Origin of the sequence: Aeromonas sp. Y318-3 (assembly GCF_027706185.1) — a bacterium.
In the GTDB taxonomy this organism is placed as follows: Bacteria; Pseudomonadota; Gammaproteobacteria; order Enterobacterales; family Aeromonadaceae; genus Aeromonas; species Aeromonas veronii.
Window position 1 is genome coordinate 15,496 of the sequence record NZ_JAPDCN010000001.1, and the last position, 20,455, is coordinate 35,950.

Genomic DNA, 20,455 nt, shown 5'->3' on the forward strand with positions numbered 1-20,455 from the left:
ACTGGTGTAACTGGGATAAAGATATGCGCTATACGCAAATGCGTCAAGCGCATATTTGCGAATGTAAAAAAGCCCACCTTGCTGGTGGGCTTAGCTGATCATTGGCTAACTGCAAAGCACCATCATGATTGAGCCCAGTGCGGCATCTGAGCCAGAAAATAACGCGGACGACCGTTACCAACTTGCGTTTTGGTGACGTCGATCTGCACGGCTTGGTGCAAATGGCTATTGATGGCGTCCACGTCTTGCACCCGTGGGGAGACTTTGCCACGGACAATCTGCCCATCGCCGACGAGTCTGAATTCAAAGCTGCGGCTGTTTGGCAACACGCCGACGAATTCGCCCTGTAACTGTTCCACGCTTTCGTGCAGGTTGTCTGCTTCCAGTCGCGCCAGACTACGGCTGACCTGCCCCACATCGGTAAAGCGGACACCCTGACCACCATATTGCAATGCACAGACAGCACCATTGTCTGCCAGCACTCTCAAGAAGTTACGCACCTTATCCAACGCACGCGGATCGGTCTCCGAGGCAATATCTGCAAGAGCATCGTCATCGCCCAAGGTGCTTTGCAGCAATGCCTGTGTACGCTCCAGCGCGATGGCTACTGGACTCGCATTCTCTAGCCCTAGCACCAGTTGCTCTGCGCTATGCTCTTCCAGTTCAAACCCGAATGAACCCACGGCGGTACTAGTGATCAGCAACTGGTTCTGATCCCGGTTGGGTATGCGGCCCATGGCTGCCAAGGGGGTGGTGAGCGAGGCGGCTATGGATGCTACCGCATCGGTAAAGCTGCTCACGGCCTTCATGCCAAAGTCGGCGAAGATACCATGGCTGCGGATCACGGGGACGCCGTCAAACGTCAGTTTGGCGCGGGCAAGCACTCGTTCATCTGCGGGCAGTGCCGCGAGCTGTGCCTCGACTGTGTGCAAGCGGGCTTCTTGACTCATTCGGGTCAGGCGTGCCGTGGTCGGCGTGTCAGCCAGCATCCGTTGCAGGAAAGTGCGCTCAGCCAGCAGGTGCTGGCGATCTTCGTTGTTCATGGCTGCACCTCCGGAGTATTGAGTTGGTTTAGTCTGGCACGAGCATCCGCATCGTAGGCGGGGTTCAGGTCGATTTGCAAATACCCTTTCCAAGCCTGATTGCGACGGTGTGACCACATGCTGTACCAGTATGCGCTTTGCTGGACGATGGCTTCGAGCGGCAAGAAATTGAGTTCGACGATATAACTATCCACCAGAAAGCTGGCCTTCGCGGTATCGTGATCCAGTATCTCAAGTTGTGCATCAGACGGGGCAAAGTCATCAGGGGTATGCAAGAAGGTCACCACGTCGATGTCTCTTGGTGGACGGCGCTCCAGGGTTTCCACCTGTTCTGTGAAGCTGCCATCCAGCCACTGAAAACCGTTGACCAGTCCCATGCCATGCAAGGCTGCGCGATAGTCCAGAAAGCCCAGCAGCACCTGGCGGCGCTCGGGCGATGTGGCAAAACGCATGATGACGTCCAGTAGCGCAACGTTATAAGGAGAGCGCTCGGGACTGATTGGGTTAGCCTGATTAATGGGGGGTAATAGGCCCACGGTGTTCCATTCAGGAATGGAAACAATTGTCATGCCATAACTCCTTACTCTACCCCGGCATATGCGGGTAGAAATACGATGTTGGTGATCTTCCAGCCAAACAACCCCTGCCTGCGAAGGATCCAGTCCTCTATATTGACACCGTCGTATTCGACATTGATCACAAATTTATCAAGGGACTCGTAGGACAGTGATGCATCAGCGAATGCCTTTCGGTTTGAAGAGGTAGCGTTACCCGAGCTTTGAATTGAACTCTGCCTAGGCTCCAGAGCAGGTTTTTCGCTGGATATCAATTCAACTATCCGAGCCGGTGTCACGTAGGCATCGACCATCTGTTCCACCATCCTACCGCCAAGCGCTGCACCTGCTTTTGCAAATGGGTTATTTTTCATTTCTTCATTTTCGGCCATATCTTTTTCCAGCATGGCAGTTATCTGGCCTTTGTAGCTCTGGCGGAGGCTAGGAAAATCAATATATTCAGACAGTGTGGTCGCGTCATTATTCTCTGCGGCAGATTTAATTTGATAAACGGTTATATAGGGTGCTGCGAACATGTATGCGGCAAAGAGCCCTGCTGCGACCCCAAGTGCTAATTTACCTTTGCTCATAATTTTTTGCCTCACTACCGCCGTTTTCTGCGCCTGCGGTGTTCCACCATGGTGCCGATGATCTGGATATGCTGGCGATCGGAGCGCATGGTGGGGTAGTCGTCATTGAGAGGTGCCAGCTCGAAAATCTCCTGGCCATCTTCGCCGTAACCCCGGGGGCGGTACTTCTTGAAGGTGGCTTCTTCTTCGCCGTTCTTGGCAACCACGAAGTCACCAGGGTGAAGCGGTTCGTCCGGGTCGATCAGTACCAGATCCCCCTCGGTGAATTCCGGCTCCATGGAGTTACCCCGGATCACGATGGCAAAGGCACGGTCACCAAGATCGAGATCGGTGGTGATATAGGCCATGTTGCCGTCGCACTCGCGGATCTCGTTGGGAGCTGTCCATACCCCTGCCTGCACATAGCTGATCACCGGTATCCGGTGGATGTCAGGCTGGGCCATTTCCATGTTTTGGTGGGGAGAAGCGGGCGAGTCATCAGAAAAAAGCTCTGAAACAGGCACGCTCAGTGCGTCCGCGATCTTGGATAGTAACTGTGGACTGAAGCCCTGCAGGTCACGTTCCAATCGAGAAATATTGCCAACATCACTGTCCACCTGAGTGGCCAGTTCGTTGATCGTCATTTTGCGCGCTTTACGCAGCGCTCTGATCTTTGCTCCAACTTTCATTTGTCCATGATGGCAATTTATATGCGGTGTGCGCAAAGCGTGACACGCATATGTTTCTGTGCTTGAATATGCGTGTAGCGCATATAAGGGGGCGTTCATGCTTACACCTCTTCGAAAGCTGCGAGAGCAGCAGAAGGTAACGATCAATCAGCTGAGTCAGGCGGTAGGGATTGACGTTGGAAACCTGAGCCGCATTGAGCGGGGCCTTCAAAAGGCATCGTTAGAGCGAGCCCAACGGATTGCTGATTTTTTCTCTCAAGAAATCAGCGTTATGGAAATCATCTACCCAGAGCATCGCCAGTGATTGCCGCTCGGCCTGCTCTACGGAAACCATCATGACAGAAGCCAAAAAAACAACCACGAGAGTCAAGCGGGATTACTCCCACGCATCTGACCCTATTGACGCCGCTTATCAGCTGAGCCGCCGGTACAACATCACCGATCTGGCCCGCCTGATGGGCTCCAAGCGCCCGACCACCCTGAACAACAAGTTCAATCCTGCTTGCGAAGACCACCACCTGACCCTGTCCGAGGCGATGGCGGTGACCGAGCTGACCGGTGACAACGCCATCCTGCAGGCCTGGGCGCTGTCCCGCGGCCATACGTTGGTGGCCCTGCCGGATAGCACGGTGACCGAAGAGGAGCTGGCCGACCAGGTGATGCTGGTGGGTGAGGTGGTTGCGGCAGTGTTTGGTGAGTTGCGTGAGGCAAGGCAAGACGGGGTGATTGACCCCATTGAGCGGAAGGCTATCACGGCGGCAGTGCACCGGGCCATCAAGGAGCTGCTGAGCCTGGAAGAGTCGGTAGCCAGTCAGGTGCGCCCGTTCCCGGGGCCACATGCACAAGGAGAGAAGTGATGAAGGAAGCACAAAAAAAGTGGGCCGGCGCTGCGGTAACAGCCCGACCCGAGGTCCATTTTCGCGGAGAAAAGAACGTGGAGAAGCGTACCCAACAATCGCCGAGGGCGCAAGGCAGTCGCCGCTCGTGCATCCCGCCCATGTTGCCGAAGCTGGTGGTGGGCACCCGGGGGGCCTTTCTGGTCTACAGCGGGTTGCGCATCCCGGCCACGGCCGAGCAGGTGCAACGCCACCTGGCCTGTTTGCAGCAACACCTGCAGGAGGTGGCTCATGCATCCTGAGCTGTTTATCGAGCGCAACGTGGCGCAGCTCCTGACGGCGGGGGGATACACCCCGGATGTGGTGCACACCGCAACCCAGGCGGCCCTGCGGCATTTTCGCACCACGCCGTGCTTTGCCAAGGGGCAGGCCTTTGCCAAGTGTCTGGCGGAGGGAAAGAAGATGGCCAAGTTGCTGCAACGCAAGCTGCGCCAGCAGGAGAAGGACGCCAAGAAGGCGGCCAAACCGACGCGAGTGAAGAAGGTGAGCCATGGGTGAGGTAGTCAGACTGGCGGCCCCGGTGGCCGCCCCTGTTTCGCGAGGATGCAATGTGGCCGACAACCGTCGCAGTGGGTTTGTCCTGCTGTACAAGAGCCTGAAGGAGGTGCCGTTTTACCGCGATCCGGTGCGCAAGGCGCTGTGGCTGCACCTGCTGCTGGAGGCGGCGCACGAGCGCTGCGAGGTGAGCTTCAACGGCAATCGCCTGTTGATCCAGCGTGGCCAGGTCGTAGGCTCTGCCCGTTCCCTTGGGGAGGCCTGTGGCATCTCCGAAGACAGTGCCCGCCGATCCCTGGATGCTTTCGAGCAGGAGGGGATGATCAGCCGCTCCAGCAAGCAGGGTACCCGTGGTTATACCCTGGTCACCCTGCTCAATTACGACCCTTACCAGCGCGGAGTTTCAGAACACATTGGCGCGGAGTTTCGCGCGGAGTTGCAACCCGCATCAAAGCAGGGGACGGAGGGGGTATCGCAATCTGATGGCGCGGAGTTAGGCGCGGAGTATCACGCCGAAGATCTAAACAAGATAAACAATAAAACAAACAAAGATCTTAAAGACTCTTCGTCGCAACTCGCTGACGCGACTTTCGACCAACAGGGGGAGGGAACTGCCATCGAGGGGGTTGCCGATCCCGAACCCAAGGCCCGGGTGATTCCCGAGGCTGCCATCCAAACCCCGAGCGGCAAGGCGTGGGGAACCGGTGATGACCTGATGACCGCGCAGTGGATGTTCCGGCGGGTGCAGTTGATCACCCCGACCGCCATTGAGCCGAACTGGGCGCAGTGGGCTAACGTGATCCGGCTGATGCGCGAGCTGGACCAGCGCAGCCACCGCGATATCTGCGAGCTGTATGACTGGGTGAGCCGGGATGCGTTCTGGTGTGCCAACGTGCTGTCGCCGCAGAAGCTGCGCCAGAAGTGGGACCAGCTGCAGGCCAAGCGCGGTAATCCATCTGGCGGCCACCAGCGCCGCCTGTCCAATCTGGCGCAAGCCCAACAGCAGGCCCAGGCCCTGCGAGCCGCGGGGGTCGATTATGACGACAACACTCCCCTCTAACGTGACCAGCCTGCCCGTGAATCAGGCCACTTTGCAGGTGAGCACCGGCATGTCGATGTTCCTGGCCGACGAGCTGCTGCCGTTGATGGCCGGATGCTGGCCCGCCAGTGCCAGCCAGTTGGATGCCAATGCTCGCGGCGTGGCCATGGCCTGGGGTGTTCAACTGCGCGGGTTCACCGCCCAGCAGATCCGCGAGGCGGTGTTGGAACTGGCCGATGACGCCGGTCGTCAGTTCGCCCCACGCCCGGCCGAGGTCAAGGCCACCATCCTGCAGCGCAATCCGGTACCGAAGTCTGCCCCTGTGGGCCGCCAGGTCTCTTTGCGAGCCTGCGAGATGCAGGTGGAGGCCCGTGTCTATGTGCGTGATCGCGAGGTGACCGATGAGGCGGTGCAGGCCGAGCTGCAGCAACTGTTGACTGAGCTGCACAACCAGGGAGTGACGATTACGGGGAGGGTTGCCTGATGAACAGCTATTTCAACGGGGACGCCGAGCGCGATGTGCGTGAGGCACAGTTCTGCCGGGTCGCCATCTATTCGCCGGTGCGGGGCTGGGTGGGGGAGCGGGTACAGTTGGAGGTGTCGAACTCAGCGAAGACCCTGGGCCAGACCGATGCCGCCACTGGCGCCGGGCATTACCTGGTGATGGGGGGGCGCGGAGCAAGCGCAGGCGGAAGCGGCGCGGATCCGGGGCAGTGCGGTGGCGCTGGTGAGGGTAGGGGCATGATGCACTACTACGCCCAGCACACCCCGACCCGGAATCTGGATGCTCCGCTGCTGGGCATCGAGGAGCTGGAGAAGACCAGGCAGGCCGGGCTTTGTATCACGTTCGGCATGTTCATTTGGCATGAAGGCGGTTTTGACGAGTGGACCAGGGAAGTCGGCCTGGTCGTCGGTATGGCCCTGCGCAAGGCGAGTCGCCGGCCCAGGGAAGGGAGGGAGATGGGATGAACAAATTGATGGTGGTGCTGGTGACCTATGCCCTGATGGCACTGGTGTTTGTGGGAGTGGCCCTGGCGGTGGCCAGCAGCATGAGCAAGGGGGCGGTGTGATGGAGCTGATGACTCGGGGTTCTGCCCTGTTGACGATGACCAGCGTGGAGCTCGCGGAGCTGACGGGCAAGGAGCACAAGAATGTGCTGGCCGATATTCGCCGGATGCTGGTGGAAATTCAATCGGCTGAAAAGTCAGCCGAGTACCGGGACAGCCTTGGCCGTGCCCAGCCCTGCTTGTTGCTGGATAAGGAGGAGACCCTTTGTCTGGTGGCCGGTTACAGCGCCCAGTTGCGGATCCGGATTATTCGCCGCTGGCAGGAGCTGGAGCAGCAAGCCCACCAGCCCGCGATGATGATCCCCCAGACCCTGCCGGAGGCACTGCGCCTTGCTGCCGAGCTGGCCGAGCAGAAGATGGCGCTGGAACAGAAGGTGGCGATGGATGCCCCGGCGGTGGAGTTCGCCAAGCAGATCGCCAGTGTGGAGAAGGGGATCACCTTGTCGGCGTTCGCCAAGACGGTGGGCCTTGGCCCCAATACCCTGTTCACCCTGCTGAGGGAACGCAAGATCTTGATGAGTTGCCGCGGGGAGCGCTGGAACCTGCCGATGCAGGAGTATGTGGACCGCGGGCTGTTCGCGACCCGGGAGAGCTCGTTTGACAGCAACGGCGAGCGGCGCATCAGCTTCACCCCCCTGATCACCGGCAAGGGCCAGCAGTGGCTGGTGGAGCGACTGATCCGTGACGGCATCCTGCGTGGGGTGGCGGCATGAGTCACAACCTGGCCCTGTTGCCATCGGCTGAACGGCAGCGCATCGAGTTGATCAAGCAGGCGCACCTGCTGGTGTGGCGCCGTCGCCGCAACGAGATCGGGCGTGAGGTCGTGGTGGCCGCCATTGATGAGGTGGATGAAGAGCACCGTGAGTGGTTTCGCCAACAGTTGAACGCGATCAGGGGGCAAGCGTGAGCGCAGGTAACGCCGTGTTTGTCGAAGCGCTGGGGCTGGCCCTGGTGCCGCTGGGTGACAGCCTGCCAGCGGTGAGGCGCCAATTGGCTGGCAAGCCGGTGCGCTTGGTGCGCGATCAGGGATCCGACCTGCTGGCCCAGTTCCCTGAGCTGGTGTCGGCCCTGGCCTGCGCTGCGGTGGTCGATGCTGCCGGCGGGGAGCTGCTGACCGCCAATGCCACGGCTTGCGTGATAGCCGATGGCTGCATCGGGGAAACCGTCACCGCAGAAGTGGAGGGGGTGCATCTGCCTTTGTGCTGGCATCACGACAACGAGCACCGCAATGGACAGTTACCGATCCGCCTCGCTGATGTGGCCGGATGGCTGGCGCAGCTTGTGCTGCAGCGGGTTGCTGGCTGGTGTGGGGTGGCCGCTGCTGACCTGACTGCCCGGGATCTGTGCTGGTGGGCGACCGTCTATAAGGTGCTGCCTTCATTGCCGGATCCGCTGCTGCGCTCTGCCTGTCGCCTGGCACCCATCGAACCGGATCGGAAGTGGTCGCCCCGTGGTAACCGGGAGACCGATGCTCGCTATCGTGATCATCGCCTTGAGGTGGCAGAGCGCGATCCGCTGGCTGATCTGCGGGCTCGCATCAATGCCAAACCAGCTATTCGTCAGATCGACCCAGAACCCGCGGCCCTCCACCTGGGCAGGCCCAAGCGCCAGCGCTGGGAGTGTGCAGCCTACCTGGCCTTTGTCCGGCAGTTGCCCTGTGTGGTGACTGGCCAGCGCGAGGGCATCGAGGCGCACCATGTCGTAGGTCACGGTATGAGCGTGATGGGCAGCAAGGCGCATGATCTGATGGTGTTCCCACTCGCCCACCAGCCACACATGGAGTTGCACCGGATCGGGTGGAAGGCCTGGGAGGCCCAGCACGGTTCGCAGTTGGAGCACGTGATCAACACATTGGAGCTGGCATGCTCCCTGGGAGTGTTCAATGCCAAAAGCTGATTCATGGACAGTGACCCTGCCATGGCCCCCTTCAACCAACCGGATCTGGCGCAATGTGGCCGTGAGCGGCAAGCCCAGAACCTTGCTGAGCCAGGAGGGGAGGGTTTATCGCAAGGCCGCGGCCGATGCCTGCCTGGCTGCCAAGTTAGCCGGCAAGCAGATTCCCGACCGGCTGGCCCTGCGGCTATTGGTGCAGGCCCCTGACCGGCGAGCCCGGGATCTGGATAACACGGTGAAGGCGGTGCAAGACGCCCTGACCCACGCCGGGGTGTGGCTGGACGATAGCCAGATCGACCGGTTGCTGGTGGAGCGCGGGCCGGTAGTGAAAGGGGGAATGGTGTCGGTAACGGTGGAGGTGATGAGTGCGCTTTGAATATGCAATTACCGTAGGGGATCCGCGTTCTGTGATGCTGCAGGCCTATCAGGCCCAGTCAACGGGGCGTTCTCATCTGACAAAGAGTGATGTGATGACGGCATTGGGAATGGTTCAGAAGCACAATGGTGCCGGCATGGCGCTGGTGATGGCGCGTTACTGCAAAGACCTAGGGGATGCCAAGAAGGCCCTGCTAGCTGTGCAAGCCGAGTGCACCAAGATTGCCCCCCGCTATGTGGGGGCCAACAAGGAACGTGGCCATGGCATGGCCTTGCGCCGGGTGGCCGAGCTGGCCCTGGAACACTACTGCCGCACTGCTGACACTCCTGGGGCTTCCTGTCACCCGCAGTTCTGCCGGGGGCGGGGAGTGATCCGCGACCTGGAACTGAGCCGCCTGCACGGCAAGGCGATTGATAAGGTGTGCCCACGCTGTGGTGGTACCGGGCTACGCCCCATCCCGGGTACTCAGATCAGACGCGCCATTGAACCGTTGGCTGGTGGACTGACCCGTGGGCAATGGGAGCTGGGCTGGTATCCGCTCTATCTGGCCGTGCTGGATTGGTGCCACCAGCAGGAGTCAGCGGCGCAGACGCGCTATTGGTATACGACGCGGTAAGTCACTTGCCCCTAGAACCCCGCTTCGGCGGGGTTGTTGCTTGTGCAGGTGAGGGTGGCTTGACGGCCACCTGCAATTTTGTGTAGGCTGATTGCCAACGATGGAAGACTGCACCCGAAAGGTTGCGGTTTTTTTTGTTTCTTGCTCTCAAACCTCGGCTTAGCCGGGGTTTTTTCGTTTCTGGGGTGGATTCATGAATCAAGGCCATGAGCAGATCGCTACCACTGTGGTCGGTGAAACTGCGAAATCTGCCCCTCCTGTAGCGGTGGTGAGTATGTCGTGGGCTGGTGTCTCTTTGAATGACTGGGTGCTGATCGCGACGCTTGTATGGCTTTCGGTTCAGATCGGCTGGTTTATCTGGTCGAACATCATCAAGCCACGCGCCAAGCAGGTGGGGTAGGCATGACAAAAGTACGAATTGCCATAGCGGCGCTCACTCTCAGTGCTGCCGGCTTTGTGGGGATCCTGAATCGGGAGGGGTTTGAGCCGATGGCTTACCCCGACCCCGTACACGGTACCAAGCTCCCCACTATCGGCTTTGGGAGCACCGAAGGGGTCAAGATGGGTGACACCATCACGCCCGTCGCCGCGGTGAACAGGAGCCTTCGGGAGGTGCGGGTGTTCGAGAATGCCCTCAAGGCCTGCATCAAGGTGCCACTCCACCAGTATGAGTTCGACGCCTATGTCGAGCTCTCCCACAACATCGGTCCCGGCGCCTTCTGCCGATCCACCATCGTGAAGCGCCTGAACGCTGGCGACAACCCCGGGGCCTGCGAGGCGATCCTGCTATTCAAGCGTTCCGGCAACCAGGACTGCTCGGTACCGGGGAACCGGGTATGCCCCGGGCTCTGGAAAGACCGGCTGCGCCTCAATGCGAAGTGCAAGGGGGTGTGATGGGAGTGACTCAGCAGAGCAAGGTGCTGCCGTTCCTGGCCGGTGCCTTGGTGATAGCCGCCCTGGCCGGCGGCGGTGTGGCGCTCTATCGCTCCGGTCATGCTGCTGGGGAGGAGGGGGAGCGCAAGACCTGGCAGGCAAAGTGGAATGAAGAGGCTGCCCGCCTTGCCACAGCCAGAACTAAGGCTGAGCTGAAGGCTCGGGAGGAAGAGCAGCGCCGGCAGGCTGAAATTGATGAGGTGAGAGACCATGCACAAGAAGAAATCGCCCAAGCGCAGGCTGATGCCGCTGCTGCTGACCTTGAGTCTGGCCGGCTGCGCGAGCAAGCCCGCCGCCTGGCAGCCCGAGCAAGTCAGTGCGCCAGCAATCCCGGGGCTGCCCAAGGAGGCCCGGCAGCCGGACATCCTGCCATGGTGCTCGCCGACCTGCTCAGCCGGGCTGACGAGAGAGCGGGTGAGCTGGCAGCAGCGTATGACCGAGCTCGAGCGTCAGGACTAGCCTGTGAAAGAGCCTATCTCTCATTGACTCAACCCCGTTAACCCAACTATTGGCCGCAATGTCTATTTTGATGTGCGCTCGGTTGTGGATTACCGATGTGCGTGAGTGCATCAAGCAATGAGTAATGCCATGTTAACCGGTGCCATCCTGTTGCTTTCGTTTTGCCTTAACGTTTATGCGCTGCTCCAACTGCGTAAAGCAGGGAGGGCGCTGAAAGAGAGCAATGCCGCTCTCCTCGCATTCACGCGCCATCTGCAATCAGAGTCTGACCGCAAGGTTGTTATTCAGCAGATAACTGGTGATGCAATCCCTTGGCCTCCCAAAAGGAATACGCATTGATTTACCTTGCCGCCCAATGCTAGCGCCATGCAGCGATGCCAATAGCAGCAGCGGGCGGCCCTTATTGTGGAGTGACCATGCCGCTAAGACGGATGAAGCCATGCCGCCATCCCGGCGGTTGCAGTGCTCTGACCAATGACAAGTCCGGCTTGTGCGAGGCTCACCGCGTTTCTGGGTGGGAGCGATATCAGGCTGGGTTGTCCAGGCATCAGCGCGGGTATGGTTCGGCATGGGATAAGCTGCGGGAAACTATCTTGCAGCGTGATGGATACCTTTGCCTTACCTGCTTGGGCGAGGGGATATACACCCCCGCGAACATTGTTGACCATGTGGTGCCAAAGGCGCACGGCGGCACGGATGACCCGAGCAACTTGGCGTCCATTTGTACCGCTCACCACAAGGTTAAGACCGCGAACGAGCGGCTGAACCGGCGGTGAACTGGCGTGAAACTGAACGCCAACCCAGAAAACAGCCCTCCCCAGGCACCCTTTCGGCGAGATCCTCAAGAGATCCAAAAAGGCCGCCGAGATCCAGTCGCGGCGCGGGTCAGGCGGGGAGGGGGTGGTCAAATCCCTACCGTCTCAAGCCCCTTAGTACCGCCGCCTAGAGTTTTTTACGCGAGCGAGAAATAAGGAAAATTTCCTGAAATGGGGGCCTCTTGGTGTGACTAACGTGACATTCGTCATCGCTGTCACGGTTTAATGATTGGAGTATTAAACATGACAAGAGCCGCTGGGGGTGGCCGCAAGTCTGGCGGCGATCTGCCTGCTGCGCCATCCAATCAAGTCATCAAGCGGGCGCCGCCTGCTCCCCCTGAGTTGCATTATGCCGAGGCGCGTTTGCTTTGGCGTAGCACGGTCAAGATTCTGATCGGTCGCCAGCAGCTTACCGAAGATCACCTGCCGCTGGTGCTGGCTTACTGCAACTCGTTTGGTCTGTATCTCACGGCCGAGAAGATGGTGCTGGATGACGGCATCACCTCGGCCACCGCCGAGGGCATCAAGAAACATCCCGCCGTTGCTGTCCGTCAGGATGCGCTCTCCTCCATGGTCAGGATCGGCTCACTGCTCGGACTTGACCCTACCAGCTATCGCCGCCTGATGGGCGGAGGTGGCGGGACTGGCCCTGATGGCAGAAATGAGTTCGAGGATTTCTGATGGCCAAGAACCCGAACGTCAACGCCGCGAACAAGTACGCCCGTGACGTGGTATCGGGTCGGGTCATCGCCTGCAAGTACGTTCAGCAGGCGTGTCAGCGCCACCTGAATGATCTGGAGAAGTCCAAAGAAAAGGACTACCCCTACCGATTCGATGCCGCCAGGGCAGAGCGGGCCTGCAAGTTTTTGCAACTGCTGCCGCACACAAAGGGCAAATGGCGGCGCCTGCCGCTGGACAAGCGCCGGATAACGCTAGAGCCCTGGCAACTGTTCTTTCATGCGTGCGTTTACGGCTGGGTTCGCAAGAAGGACGGGCTGCGCCGGTTCCGGCGGGCGGCCCTATTCGTGCCGCGCAAGAATGGCAAGTCCATCGTGGCGGCGGGCAATGGCATCTACATGTTTGCGGCGGACGATGAGCCCGGCGCGGAGGTGTACTGCGGTGCCACCACGGAAAAGCAGGCGTGGGAAGTGTTCAAGCCCGCGATGCAGATCGCCGCCCAGCTGCCCAACCTGCGCCGCAAGTTTGGCATTCAGGTTTGCGCCAAGAAGATGCTTCGTCAGGATGGCTCGGTGTTTGAGCCGGTGATCGGCAATCCGGGTGATGGCTCAAGCCCGCACCTGGCGATAGTCGATGAGTACCACGAACATGACAGCCCTGAACTATATGACACCATGGAGACCGGCCAGGGGGCGCGAGAGCAGCCCATGATGCTGGTGATCAGCACGGCAGGGGTTAACCCTGCTGGCCCCTGCAAACAGTTCTGGGATGAGTGCGTCAAGATGCTCAGTGGTGCAGAACCGGATGAGGAGCTGTTCGCGCTGATCTACACCATCGACGATGATGACGACATCTTTGACCCGGCCAGTCTGCGCAAGGCCAACCCCAACTATGGGATCTCGGTGTTTGAGGACTACCTGCTTGCTCAGCTGATGCGGGCCAAGCGCAATGCGCGGCACCTGACCAAGTACCTGATCAAGCACCTCAACAAATGGACCACCGCCAGCTCCACCTTCTTCAACTACGACCATTGGCGCAGTGCGGCCGATGCCACCTTGAAGATAGAGGACTTTATCGGTTGCCCTTGCTGGTTCGCTCTCGACCTGGCCAGCAAGCTGGACGTCTGCTCACTGGCGATCTGTTTTGCTCGCTATGAGGCTGATGGACTGCTGCATTACTACCTGTTCACCCGCCACTGGTTGCCGGAGGACACCACCAACGACCCCGATAACCGCAACGCGGCGAAGTACCAGGAGTGGATCTCGACGGTGTGGCCAAATGCTGGCGGGATGGCACTGACGCCCACGGATGGTGCGGAAATTGATTTCGGCGAAATAGGGGCAGAGGTGGCCACCCTGGCCAGCACCTATGCCCCCCGCGAGATCCCGCACGACCCATGGAACAGTGCCCAGCTTGCCCAGCAGTTGGCTGCGGCTGGCTGGATGCCGGTGGCGATCCCCCAGACAACGGCGCACCTGTCACCGCCGATGAAAGAAATGGAGTCCGCGCTGGCGGCTGGCCGTCTGCACCATGACGATAACCCGGTGATGAACTGGATGATTGGCAACGTGACGGCGCGTGAGGATGCCAACGAGAACGTGTTCCCTCGCAAGGAGGGCAAAGACAACAAAATCGACGGCGCAATGGCGGCCATCATGGCTATCGGCCGCGCCATGCTTAACAAGGGCGCATTCAGCAGCCCCTACTCGGAAGATGATTATGACCCAACGGACGCGGTACTTGATTGATGCGGCCCTGCTGCTCGGCGTCCTGCTGATGAGCGGTGGCACCTACCTGATGTATGGCTTAGGCCCTGCCCTGCTGCTGGCTGGCGGTCTGCTGGTCGGTCTGGTTTTGCTGACTGTCTTGGTACTGGTAAAGCTCAAGCAACAAGGGGGCCGCGATGTTCAGTCTGCTGTTCGGGGCTGAGGCCCGCAGTGAAACCATCAGCTCATCTGATCCCGGTCTCGCTGAATGGTTTGGCCTGGGGGCCGCGACAGAGAGCGGCGTCTCGGTGACGCCTGCCAGCTCCATGAGGCTGGCAGCGGTGTATTCCTGTATTCACCGGCTGGCCAGCGCGATGGCCCAGATGCCCATCCATGTACTGCGCAAGGAAGGGGGGAATGTTGTCCCTGGCAATGACCACCCTGCCCATTACCTGCTGTCTGCCTCGCCCAATATGTTCCAGAGCAGCTATGACTGGCGGGAGCAGTCGCAGCAAACGGTGTTGGCACATGGCAACGCCGTGACGCGGCTAATCAGGGATCGCCGAACGGGGCAGCTGACCGAGTTGGTGCTGTTTGAACCAGAGCATATCGGCAAGCCGCAGCGCGGCCAGTCCGGTTGGTACTACCCAGCATACGATGATCAGGAGCATCGCTGGTTTGCCCTGCCCATCTATGACGCAGTGCACATCAAGGGCTTTGGTGCCGACAAGCTGTGGGGCGCCAGCCCTATCCGCTATCACGCCGAGACCATCGGCCTGGGGCTGGCCACCAAGAAATATGGGAGCCAGTTCTTTGGCGGCGGCGGTCGCCCATCCGGCATCCTGATCGACAAGACGCCGAACATGGCGGCAGAACAAGGCAAGCAACATCGCGCCAACCTGAAAAGCTCATGGCGTGAAGGGGGTATCGGCAAGGGCAGCGGGCGCACCGCCTTGCTGACCGGTGATCTGGATTACAAGGCGATCACCATCCCGCCGGAAGAGGCACAGTTTCTCGAAACGCAGAAGATGAACCGCAGCGAGGTAGCGGGGATCTACAACGTGCCTAGCTACATGATCAACGACCTGGACAGGGCCACCTTCTCCAACATCAGCGAGCAGGCGATCCACTTCGTCAGGCAATGCTTGATGCCATGGATTGTGCGCTGGGAGCAGGAGATCAACCGCAAGGTGTTCACCGAGGCCGAGCTGCGGGCCGGTTACTACGTCAAGTTCAACCTGGCCGGCCTGCTGCGCGGCACCGCCAAAGAGCGGGCCGAGTTCTACCACTACGCCATCACCGATGGCTGGATGAACCGCAATGAGGTGCGCGTGCTGGAAGATATGAACCGGGTCGATGGGCTCGACAACTTCCTGATCTCGGTCAACGCCGCCAGCCAGCAGGACAACAAACAACAAGAAGATGAGGTGACCAATGCCGAATGATAGCGAACGCCGCTTCTTTCGCTGTGAAGTCCGAGCCGATCCCGCCGCTGACGGGCAAGGCCAGAAGATTATCGGTTATGGGGCGGTGTTTAACCGCCTGAGTGAAAACCTCGGCGGCTTTCGTGAGATCATCAAGCCTGGCGCCTTCGATGGGGTGATGCAGGACGATGTGCGCGGGCTGTTCAACCATGACCGGAATTTTGTGCTGGGTCGCACCAAGAGCGGCACCTTGCGCCTGTCTATTGATGATGAGGGGCTGCGCTACGAGATAGATGCACCTGAAACCCAGATGGTGAAAGATCTGGTGTTGGCCCCCATGCTGCGCGGTGACATCGACGCCAGCTCATTCCAGTTCAAAGTGGCCCACGATGGCGAGCGCTGGTTTTACGATGACGATGGGTTGCTGACGCGAGAGATCACCAAGTTCGCCCGCCTCTACGATGTGGGGCCGGTGGCCTTCCCTGCCTACCCTGACGCAACTGCTGCCTCCCGCTCCATGCAGGAGTTCAAGAATAAAGAGAGCCGCGCCCAGGAAGACGAGGCCCGCGAGCGGCGCGAACGACACTTACAACTGATTGGCGCCTGATGGTGCTGTAAAACCTGACCCGCTTCGGCGGGTTTTTTATTGCCATAACGGAGCGTATGCCCATGAAATTGCACGAACTGAAGCAGAAGCGCGGCACCATCGCCGGTCAGATGCGCAAGCTGAACGATGAACACAGCGAGAAGCGTTGGGATGACGCCGCCTCCAAGCAGTGGGGGGACATGATCCAGGAGCTGGACGAACTGGACGCCCAGATCGCCCGCGAAGAGCGCCTGCTCAGCCTGGACTCTGACAAGGTCAACGACGAGCCCGAGCGCCGTTCTGGCATTGACCTCAATACCAGTGTCGCCGAAGCCCGCCAGATGAAGGTGCTGGAAACCGTGTTGCGCGGTGGCTATCAGGCGCTCTCCAGCGAAGAACGTTCGCTGTTCAAGGAGATGCGCGCCCAGGCCACCAACGTGGATACCAAGGGCGGCTTTACCGTCCCCACCGAATTCCGCAACCGCGTTGTGGAAACCATGAAAGCCTCCGGCGGTGTGGCCAATATCTCCACCGTGTTCGAAACCGATGGCGGTCAGCCCATTACCTGGGTGACCACTGATGGCACTGCGGATGAAGGCGTCATGATCGGTGAAGCCGAAGAGGGTGGCGATAAGGACATTGAGTTTGGCCAGGTTGCCATCGGTGCCAAGAAGATGACCTCCAAGACCATCAAGATCAGTGACGAGTTGCTGCAAGATAGCGGCGTGGATGTCATTGGCCTGATTGCCCGCCGCATCGGATCTCGCCTCGGCCGAGGTGAAGCAAAGCAACTGCTGAACGGCGACGGCCAGGGCAACAACATCAAGGGTCTGACCATGCAGCTGACCGGTGGTGTGACTTCTGCGGTGGCGGGTTCCATTACCCACGGTGATCTGCTCAAGCTCAAACATTCGGTGGATCCGGCCTATCGTGCAGGCAACACCCGCTGGGTGTTCAACGACAACACCCTGCTCGGCTTCAAGGAACTCAAGGACGGTAATGGCCGCCCGCTGTGGCTGCCGGATGTGGCCGGTGTTGCCCCGGCGACCATTGACGGCGATCAGTACCAGATCGACCAGGGTATGCCGGATGTGGCTGCTGGTAAGAAAGCGGTGCTCTATGGCGATTTCAGCTACTTCCAGATCCGCCGCGTCAAAGGGATGGCCCTGCGCCGTCTGGACGAGAAGTATGCCGAGGCCGGTCTGGTTGGCTTCCTGATGTTCCACCGCTTCGATGCGCTGTTGGAAGATACCGCAGCCGTCAAGGCGCTGACCCTCAAGGCTGCTTAATCAACTACGCTGGGGGCCATGCCCCCGGCTGGATGGAGAGAACCCATGCACGTAATTTTGCTCACCGCGCTGTGCGGTGAAAAGCGGGGCAACGTAGGCGATAAACTGCCGGTGGCCAGCCAGGAAGAGGCGGACGAGTTGGTCCGGCTCGGGATCGCTCGTTATGACACCGAGGCCGAACTCAAACGCCAGTTGGCAGAGCTTCAGGCCCGCGAGCAACAGCGGCAAGAAGCTGATGCCCTGGCGGCGGCACAAGCCCTGGCCGCAGAGGATGAAGCCGCCGAAGAGGCAGAACGGAAGGCCGCCGAAGAGGCAGAGCAGAAGGCGGCCAAGCAGGTAAAGGCGAAAGCTGACAAGGCGTAATCAGATGGCACTGCTCAACATCAGTCTGTTGAAAAAACAGCTTCGCCTCGATGCAGGCATGAGTGATGAAGACGAGCTGCTGGAGCTGTATCTGGGGGCTGCCGAAGTGGCGGCCTCCAACTACATGGGGCGCACGCTCTACGCCAGCGATGAGGACATCCCCGATACCGATCACTATGGCATCAGCGTAAAGAACCCGGCCGTTACTCTGGCGATCCTGATGTCGGCGGCGCAGTTCTACGAGAACCGCGAGCCCATCATCACAGGCACTATCGTGGCAGAGCTGCCGCTGGCCTATTCCCATGCGATTGGCCCATACCGGATCTTGTTCCCCGAGCTGTCACCGGATCCGTGATGGCTGGATCAGGGGGCTGATCGGATATACCCTACCGGGATTGATACGGGAGGGACAATGGCGCTTATCGAGTGTGGCGAATGTACCGGCAAGGTGTCTGACAAGGCGGCCAGTTGCCCGCATTGTGGGTCGCCGGTCATGCAGTTGGCTGATGTGGTGGACACCGGTGATCGGCTGACGACCACGCAGCAGACATCCAAGCAGCTTAAGGAGCAGGTGCTGTGGGCTTATCTGTTGATGGCCATGGGCTTGGCAATGACAGTTTTTACACCGCTTTGGCTCAATGCCAAGGGGAGTGACTGGACACTTTCAAGTCTGGGTTATGGTGGGGCTGTGCTGCTGCTCGGTGTGGCGTGGCAGATAGTCAACAAGGTTAGGATATGGTGGCACCACAGTTGACCGGTCACCAAAACAAACCCCGCTTCGGCGGGGTTTTTTATGGAGGTGTCTATGGCAGCCGGTGAGTACCGAGATCAGATCCGCATTCTGACCAAGGCGTCAGGGCAAGATGCGGCTGGCCAGCCGCTGGCGCAGTGGCAAGAGTCGAGTCCTATCTGGGCAGATGTCCGGATGATTGGTGGCCGTGAGCAGTTGAGGGCTGGCAAAGAGGTCGCTGCAGGACAGTACACCATCAAGCTGAGATACCGCTCCGGCGTGACCGCCGCCAACCGGGTTTTCCTGGTGCGCGATGATCTCGCCGTCAATATCAAACTTGTTCAGCCAGATGCCAAGCGCAGCACGCTGATCCTCTTCTGTGAGGTTGACCAATGATCAGCACCATCGACCTGGACGGGTTTTCTGATCTGGAGCAGCAGCTGGCGTCCCTCGATCTGGTCACCCAGAAGAAGGTCTTGCGTGAGGTGATGCGAGAATCAGCCCAGCCGGTGCTGGCCCGTACTCGGTCACTCTATGAGCAGAAGTGGAACCACGACACCGGCCTGTTGGGTGAGTCCATCAAGCTGCGCGTCTCCATTCCCAGAAACCCCCGGTTTGCTGATGTCGTTGCCTCTGTCGGTGTGTTCAAGTCCTACAAGGTACAACAGGCGGCAGGTAAATACGTGGAGGCGCCGGTCTATGCGTACTGGCTGGAGCATGGCACCCGCGAGCACAGTCTTGCCAGTGGGGCCAGCCTCAAAAGCCACAAGGATACCGAGCGGGCCAACAAGCGGGCACATCTGCGCCGCAGTCGCCCTGGGCAAGAGAGCTTGATCCACCCCGGCATCCCTGCTGGCCCATTCTTGCGCCCCGGTCTCGATGAGAACGTGGAGAAGGTGCTGGACGTGCAGAAAGATCACCTTGGCGCAGCCATCGACAAGGCAATCAGATGATAAAGCGAGCCGCTATTTTTGAGCTGATAAAGGCCGCCAGCCAGGTGCCTGTATATCCCGACTTCATCCCGCAAGAAGTGTCTATTCCTGCAATCGCCTACAGCCTGGTCAGCTCTCCTGACGGCCTGCGACCACTTGAGGGTGGAGTGAGTCTCCAACAGCATTTTTGGCAGTTGGAGATATTGGCCGCCACTCGCCTGGAGGGGGATGCCATCGGCGAGCGTCTGCGCCAGCTTGATGGCAGGCAAACAGACGACTTCCAATACATCGCTGTGTCCGAGCCGCGAGACTCACCCAGTTCGCTGGACACGACAACCAAGCAATCCATCGTCGAAATTCAAACCACCAACAGAAGGAACCGCGCATGACTGCCGCAACCCGCTTTCAGTACACCCCCCAGGATGCCGTGCTGGCCGCTGGGACTCAGACCAAGTTCAAGACCAAGGACGATGCCGATTTCACCCCCCTTCCTGGGATGCTTGCCATTGGCCAAGTCGGCGAGAAAAACCCCGTGCTGGACCAAACTACGCTGGAAGACACGGCCAAGCGCTCCATGGCAGGGATGTTCGATGGCCCCGAGAAAGAGTTCAAGTGCATGTCTTACCCGACCGATGCGGGCCAGCAGTTGTTTATTGCGGCGGCTCAGGCCACCAAGACAGTCATCGTTCAACATATTTGGCCGGACAATGTGACGGCGGAATACGAGGTGGTGTTGCTGGGTTATTTGCGCAATGAAACCCAGGGTGACAAGGCCATTGATTTCGTGGTGCCGTGCAAACAGAACGGCAAGACCAAGTGGGGCAAGGTGGGGGTAGGTGCATAATGGCCGCAAAGAAAAAACCATCGGTGACAGCGGCGCTGTTGCTCAACAAGTTATCGCTTCGTCAGGAACGCGTGCCTGTTCCAGAGCTGGGCGAAGAAGCCGAAATCATCGTGCGTGAAATGTCGGTGTCCAAGCTGCTGGAGTACCAGATCACCAACTTCAACCAGGTAACTGGCCAGCCGCTGGCAGATAACCCATACCAATGGATGATGTCGCTGCTGGTCTGCTGCATGGTGGACGAAGATGGCAACCCGATCGCTACCCAAGAACAGGTGCCAGCCTTGCTGGAAAGCCTGCCTCTGTCGGTACTCGACCGACTGGTGCCGGTAGCGAAGCGCCTCAACCGGATGGACGAGCTGGCGCTGGCCGCTGAAAAAAACGATAAGGGTCAGCCAGACCAAGCAGCTGGTGATCAGGTTAGCGATCGATCTGCATAAGACGATTACCGAAATCGAGGCG

35 protein-coding genes are annotated in these 20,455 nt (G+C 59.5%); 31 read left to right on the forward strand and 4 right to left on the reverse strand.

The genetic code is table 11. The features are described 5' to 3' along the window. Positions 1 to 122 precede the first annotated feature (122 nt). Genes OKB77_RS00090 through OKB77_RS00105 form a run of 4 tightly spaced genes read right to left on the reverse strand, consistent with a single transcriptional unit; the run spans position 123 to position 2,855 of the window. Positions 123 to 1,043, reverse strand: a complete 921-nt coding sequence (locus OKB77_RS00090) for a hypothetical protein (RefSeq protein ID WP_042047493.1) — start codon at positions 1,041 to 1,043, stop codon at positions 123 to 125. Continuing rightward, entirely contained in the window at positions 1,040 to 1,612 is a 573-nt protein-coding gene (locus OKB77_RS00095) for a DUF6932 family protein (protein ID WP_042047492.1), read from the reverse strand. The genes OKB77_RS00090 and OKB77_RS00095 overlap by 4 nt, the downstream gene beginning before the upstream one ends. A gap of 11 nt (positions 1,613 to 1,623) precedes the next feature. Further along, on the reverse strand, positions 1,624 to 2,187 hold the full coding sequence (locus OKB77_RS00100) for a DUF2939 domain-containing protein (protein ID WP_236758614.1): 564 nt from the start codon (positions 2,185 to 2,187) through the stop codon (positions 1,624 to 1,626). Between the two features lie 14 nt (positions 2,188 to 2,201). Then, entirely contained in the window at positions 2,202 to 2,855 is a 654-nt protein-coding gene (locus OKB77_RS00105; protein WP_270816752.1) for a helix-turn-helix domain-containing protein, read from the reverse strand. 97 nt (positions 2,856 to 2,952) lie between these two features. Between OKB77_RS00105 and OKB77_RS00110 the strand changes: the two genes are divergently transcribed. From OKB77_RS00110 to OKB77_RS00260, 31 genes are all read left to right on the forward strand, one after another. Then, on the forward strand, positions 2,953 to 3,159 hold the full coding sequence (locus tag OKB77_RS00110) for a helix-turn-helix domain-containing protein (protein WP_182951238.1): 207 nt from the start codon (positions 2,953 to 2,955) through the stop codon (positions 3,157 to 3,159). A 31-nt stretch (positions 3,160 to 3,190) separates the two neighbouring features. Continuing rightward, the gene (locus OKB77_RS00115) at positions 3,191 to 3,712 is read left to right on the forward strand and encodes a phage regulatory CII family protein (RefSeq protein WP_270816753.1); all 522 of its coding nucleotides are present in this window, start codon (positions 3,191 to 3,193) and stop codon (positions 3,710 to 3,712) included. Continuing rightward, a complete protein-coding gene (locus OKB77_RS00120; protein ID WP_242897884.1) occupies positions 3,712 to 3,993 on the forward strand; it encodes a hypothetical protein in 282 nt (93 codons plus the stop codon). The genes OKB77_RS00115 and OKB77_RS00120 overlap by 1 nt, the downstream gene beginning before the upstream one ends. Beyond that, entirely contained in the window at positions 3,983 to 4,249 is a 267-nt protein-coding gene (locus OKB77_RS00125; RefSeq protein WP_244812965.1) for a hypothetical protein, read from the forward strand. Before OKB77_RS00120 ends, OKB77_RS00125 begins: the two co-directional genes overlap by 11 nt. Further along, entirely contained in the window at positions 4,242 to 5,306 is a 1,065-nt protein-coding gene (locus OKB77_RS00130) for a hypothetical protein (protein WP_270816754.1), read from the forward strand. The genes OKB77_RS00125 and OKB77_RS00130 overlap by 8 nt, the downstream gene beginning before the upstream one ends. Continuing rightward, a complete protein-coding gene (locus OKB77_RS00135; RefSeq protein WP_182957080.1) occupies positions 5,284 to 5,769 on the forward strand; it encodes a hypothetical protein in 486 nt (161 codons plus the stop codon). The genes OKB77_RS00130 and OKB77_RS00135 overlap by 23 nt, the downstream gene beginning before the upstream one ends. 35 nt (positions 5,770 to 5,804) lie before the next feature. Continuing rightward, the gene (locus tag OKB77_RS00140) at positions 5,805 to 6,254 is read left to right on the forward strand and encodes a hypothetical protein (RefSeq protein ID WP_270816755.1); all 450 of its coding nucleotides are present in this window, start codon (positions 5,805 to 5,807) and stop codon (positions 6,252 to 6,254) included. A 100-nt stretch (positions 6,255 to 6,354) separates the two neighbouring features. Further along, positions 6,355 to 7,065 (forward strand): phage regulatory protein/antirepressor Ant, encoded by a 711-nt coding sequence (locus tag OKB77_RS00145; RefSeq protein ID WP_270816756.1) that lies wholly within the window; start codon positions 6,355 to 6,357, stop codon positions 7,063 to 7,065. Then, entirely contained in the window at positions 7,062 to 7,259 is a 198-nt protein-coding gene (locus tag OKB77_RS00150; RefSeq protein ID WP_005324004.1) for a DUF3283 family protein, read from the forward strand. The genes OKB77_RS00145 and OKB77_RS00150 overlap by 4 nt, the downstream gene beginning before the upstream one ends. Then, entirely contained in the window at positions 7,256 to 8,248 is a 993-nt protein-coding gene (locus OKB77_RS00155; protein WP_270816757.1) for a DUF968 domain-containing protein, read from the forward strand. The genes OKB77_RS00150 and OKB77_RS00155 overlap by 4 nt, the downstream gene beginning before the upstream one ends. Continuing rightward, positions 8,235 to 8,621 carry a RusA family crossover junction endodeoxyribonuclease gene (locus tag OKB77_RS00160; RefSeq protein WP_232098042.1) on the forward strand — a complete coding sequence of 129 codons (387 nt, stop codon included), beginning with the start codon at positions 8,235 to 8,237 and terminating at the stop codon, positions 8,619 to 8,621. Before OKB77_RS00155 ends, OKB77_RS00160 begins: the two co-directional genes overlap by 14 nt. Before the next feature lie 94 nt (positions 8,622 to 8,715). Then, entirely contained in the window at positions 8,716 to 9,237 is a 522-nt protein-coding gene (locus OKB77_RS00165; protein WP_223918230.1) for an antitermination protein Q, read from the forward strand. A 193-nt stretch (positions 9,238 to 9,430) separates the two neighbouring features. Further along, positions 9,431 to 9,637, forward strand: a complete 207-nt coding sequence (locus OKB77_RS00170) for a hypothetical protein (RefSeq protein ID WP_033132437.1) — start codon at positions 9,431 to 9,433, stop codon at positions 9,635 to 9,637. 2 nt (positions 9,638 to 9,639) lie between these two features. Further along, complete coding sequence (locus OKB77_RS00175) at positions 9,640 to 10,131, forward strand: lysozyme (protein ID WP_270816759.1); 492 nt, start codon at positions 9,640 to 9,642, stop codon at positions 10,129 to 10,131. After that, positions 10,131 to 10,670 (forward strand): DUF2514 family protein, encoded by a 540-nt coding sequence (locus tag OKB77_RS00180; RefSeq protein ID WP_042047481.1) that lies wholly within the window; start codon positions 10,131 to 10,133, stop codon positions 10,668 to 10,670. Before OKB77_RS00175 ends, OKB77_RS00180 begins: the two co-directional genes overlap by 1 nt. 88 nt (positions 10,671 to 10,758) lie before the next feature. Next, positions 10,759 to 10,968 carry a hypothetical protein gene (locus tag OKB77_RS00185; RefSeq protein ID WP_270816760.1) on the forward strand — a complete coding sequence of 70 codons (210 nt, stop codon included), beginning with the start codon at positions 10,759 to 10,761 and terminating at the stop codon, positions 10,966 to 10,968. Positions 10,969 to 11,060: 92 nt separating this feature from the next. Then, on the forward strand, positions 11,061 to 11,405 hold the full coding sequence (locus tag OKB77_RS00190) for an HNH endonuclease (RefSeq protein WP_232300640.1): 345 nt from the start codon (positions 11,061 to 11,063) through the stop codon (positions 11,403 to 11,405). A gap of 282 nt (positions 11,406 to 11,687) precedes the next feature. Further along, complete coding sequence (locus OKB77_RS00195) at positions 11,688 to 12,125, forward strand: phage terminase small subunit P27 family (protein WP_270816761.1); 438 nt, start codon at positions 11,688 to 11,690, stop codon at positions 12,123 to 12,125. Beyond that, positions 12,125 to 13,870, forward strand: coding sequence for a terminase large subunit (locus OKB77_RS00200; protein ID WP_270816762.1), 1,746 nt, complete (start codon positions 12,125 to 12,127; stop codon positions 13,868 to 13,870). The genes OKB77_RS00195 and OKB77_RS00200 overlap by 1 nt, the downstream gene beginning before the upstream one ends. Then, positions 13,863 to 14,051: a hypothetical protein gene (locus tag OKB77_RS00205; protein WP_270816763.1), complete on the forward strand. Its 189-nt coding sequence runs from the start codon at positions 13,863 to 13,865 to the stop codon at positions 14,049 to 14,051. The genes OKB77_RS00200 and OKB77_RS00205 overlap by 8 nt, the downstream gene beginning before the upstream one ends. After that, complete coding sequence (locus tag OKB77_RS00210) at positions 14,026 to 15,273, forward strand: phage portal protein (protein ID WP_270816765.1); 1,248 nt, start codon at positions 14,026 to 14,028, stop codon at positions 15,271 to 15,273. The genes OKB77_RS00205 and OKB77_RS00210 overlap by 26 nt, the downstream gene beginning before the upstream one ends. Further along, the gene (locus OKB77_RS00215; RefSeq protein WP_270816766.1) at positions 15,263 to 15,859 is read left to right on the forward strand and encodes an HK97 family phage prohead protease; all 597 of its coding nucleotides are present in this window, start codon (positions 15,263 to 15,265) and stop codon (positions 15,857 to 15,859) included. The genes OKB77_RS00210 and OKB77_RS00215 overlap by 11 nt, the downstream gene beginning before the upstream one ends. Before the next feature lie 62 nt (positions 15,860 to 15,921). Continuing rightward, positions 15,922 to 17,127, forward strand: a complete 1,206-nt coding sequence (locus tag OKB77_RS00220; protein WP_270816767.1) for a phage major capsid protein — start codon at positions 15,922 to 15,924, stop codon at positions 17,125 to 17,127. A gap of 45 nt (positions 17,128 to 17,172) precedes the next feature. After that, positions 17,173 to 17,490, forward strand: coding sequence for a hypothetical protein (locus tag OKB77_RS00225; RefSeq protein WP_270816768.1), 318 nt, complete (start codon positions 17,173 to 17,175; stop codon positions 17,488 to 17,490). Positions 17,491 to 17,494: 4 nt separating this feature from the next. Next, entirely contained in the window at positions 17,495 to 17,845 is a 351-nt protein-coding gene (locus OKB77_RS00230; RefSeq protein ID WP_270816769.1) for a head-tail connector protein, read from the forward strand. Between the two features lie 57 nt (positions 17,846 to 17,902). After that, positions 17,903 to 18,244 (forward strand): hypothetical protein, encoded by a 342-nt coding sequence (locus OKB77_RS00235; protein WP_181023049.1) that lies wholly within the window; start codon positions 17,903 to 17,905, stop codon positions 18,242 to 18,244. A gap of 51 nt (positions 18,245 to 18,295) precedes the next feature. After that, positions 18,296 to 18,616 (forward strand): phage head closure protein, encoded by a 321-nt coding sequence (locus OKB77_RS00240; protein ID WP_270816771.1) that lies wholly within the window; start codon positions 18,296 to 18,298, stop codon positions 18,614 to 18,616. Next, positions 18,613 to 19,173, forward strand: coding sequence for a hypothetical protein (locus OKB77_RS00245; protein WP_270816772.1), 561 nt, complete (start codon positions 18,613 to 18,615; stop codon positions 19,171 to 19,173). Before OKB77_RS00240 ends, OKB77_RS00245 begins: the two co-directional genes overlap by 4 nt. Further along, the gene (locus tag OKB77_RS00250) at positions 19,170 to 19,541 is read left to right on the forward strand and encodes a hypothetical protein (protein ID WP_103857849.1); all 372 of its coding nucleotides are present in this window, start codon (positions 19,170 to 19,172) and stop codon (positions 19,539 to 19,541) included. The genes OKB77_RS00245 and OKB77_RS00250 overlap by 4 nt, the downstream gene beginning before the upstream one ends. Beyond that, a complete protein-coding gene (locus OKB77_RS00255; RefSeq protein WP_103857850.1) occupies positions 19,538 to 19,996 on the forward strand; it encodes a hypothetical protein in 459 nt (152 codons plus the stop codon). Before OKB77_RS00250 ends, OKB77_RS00255 begins: the two co-directional genes overlap by 4 nt. Next, positions 19,996 to 20,433, forward strand: coding sequence for a hypothetical protein (locus OKB77_RS00260; protein WP_103857851.1), 438 nt, complete (start codon positions 19,996 to 19,998; stop codon positions 20,431 to 20,433). The genes OKB77_RS00255 and OKB77_RS00260 overlap by 1 nt, the downstream gene beginning before the upstream one ends. The last annotated feature ends 22 nt before the right edge of the window (positions 20,434 to 20,455 follow it).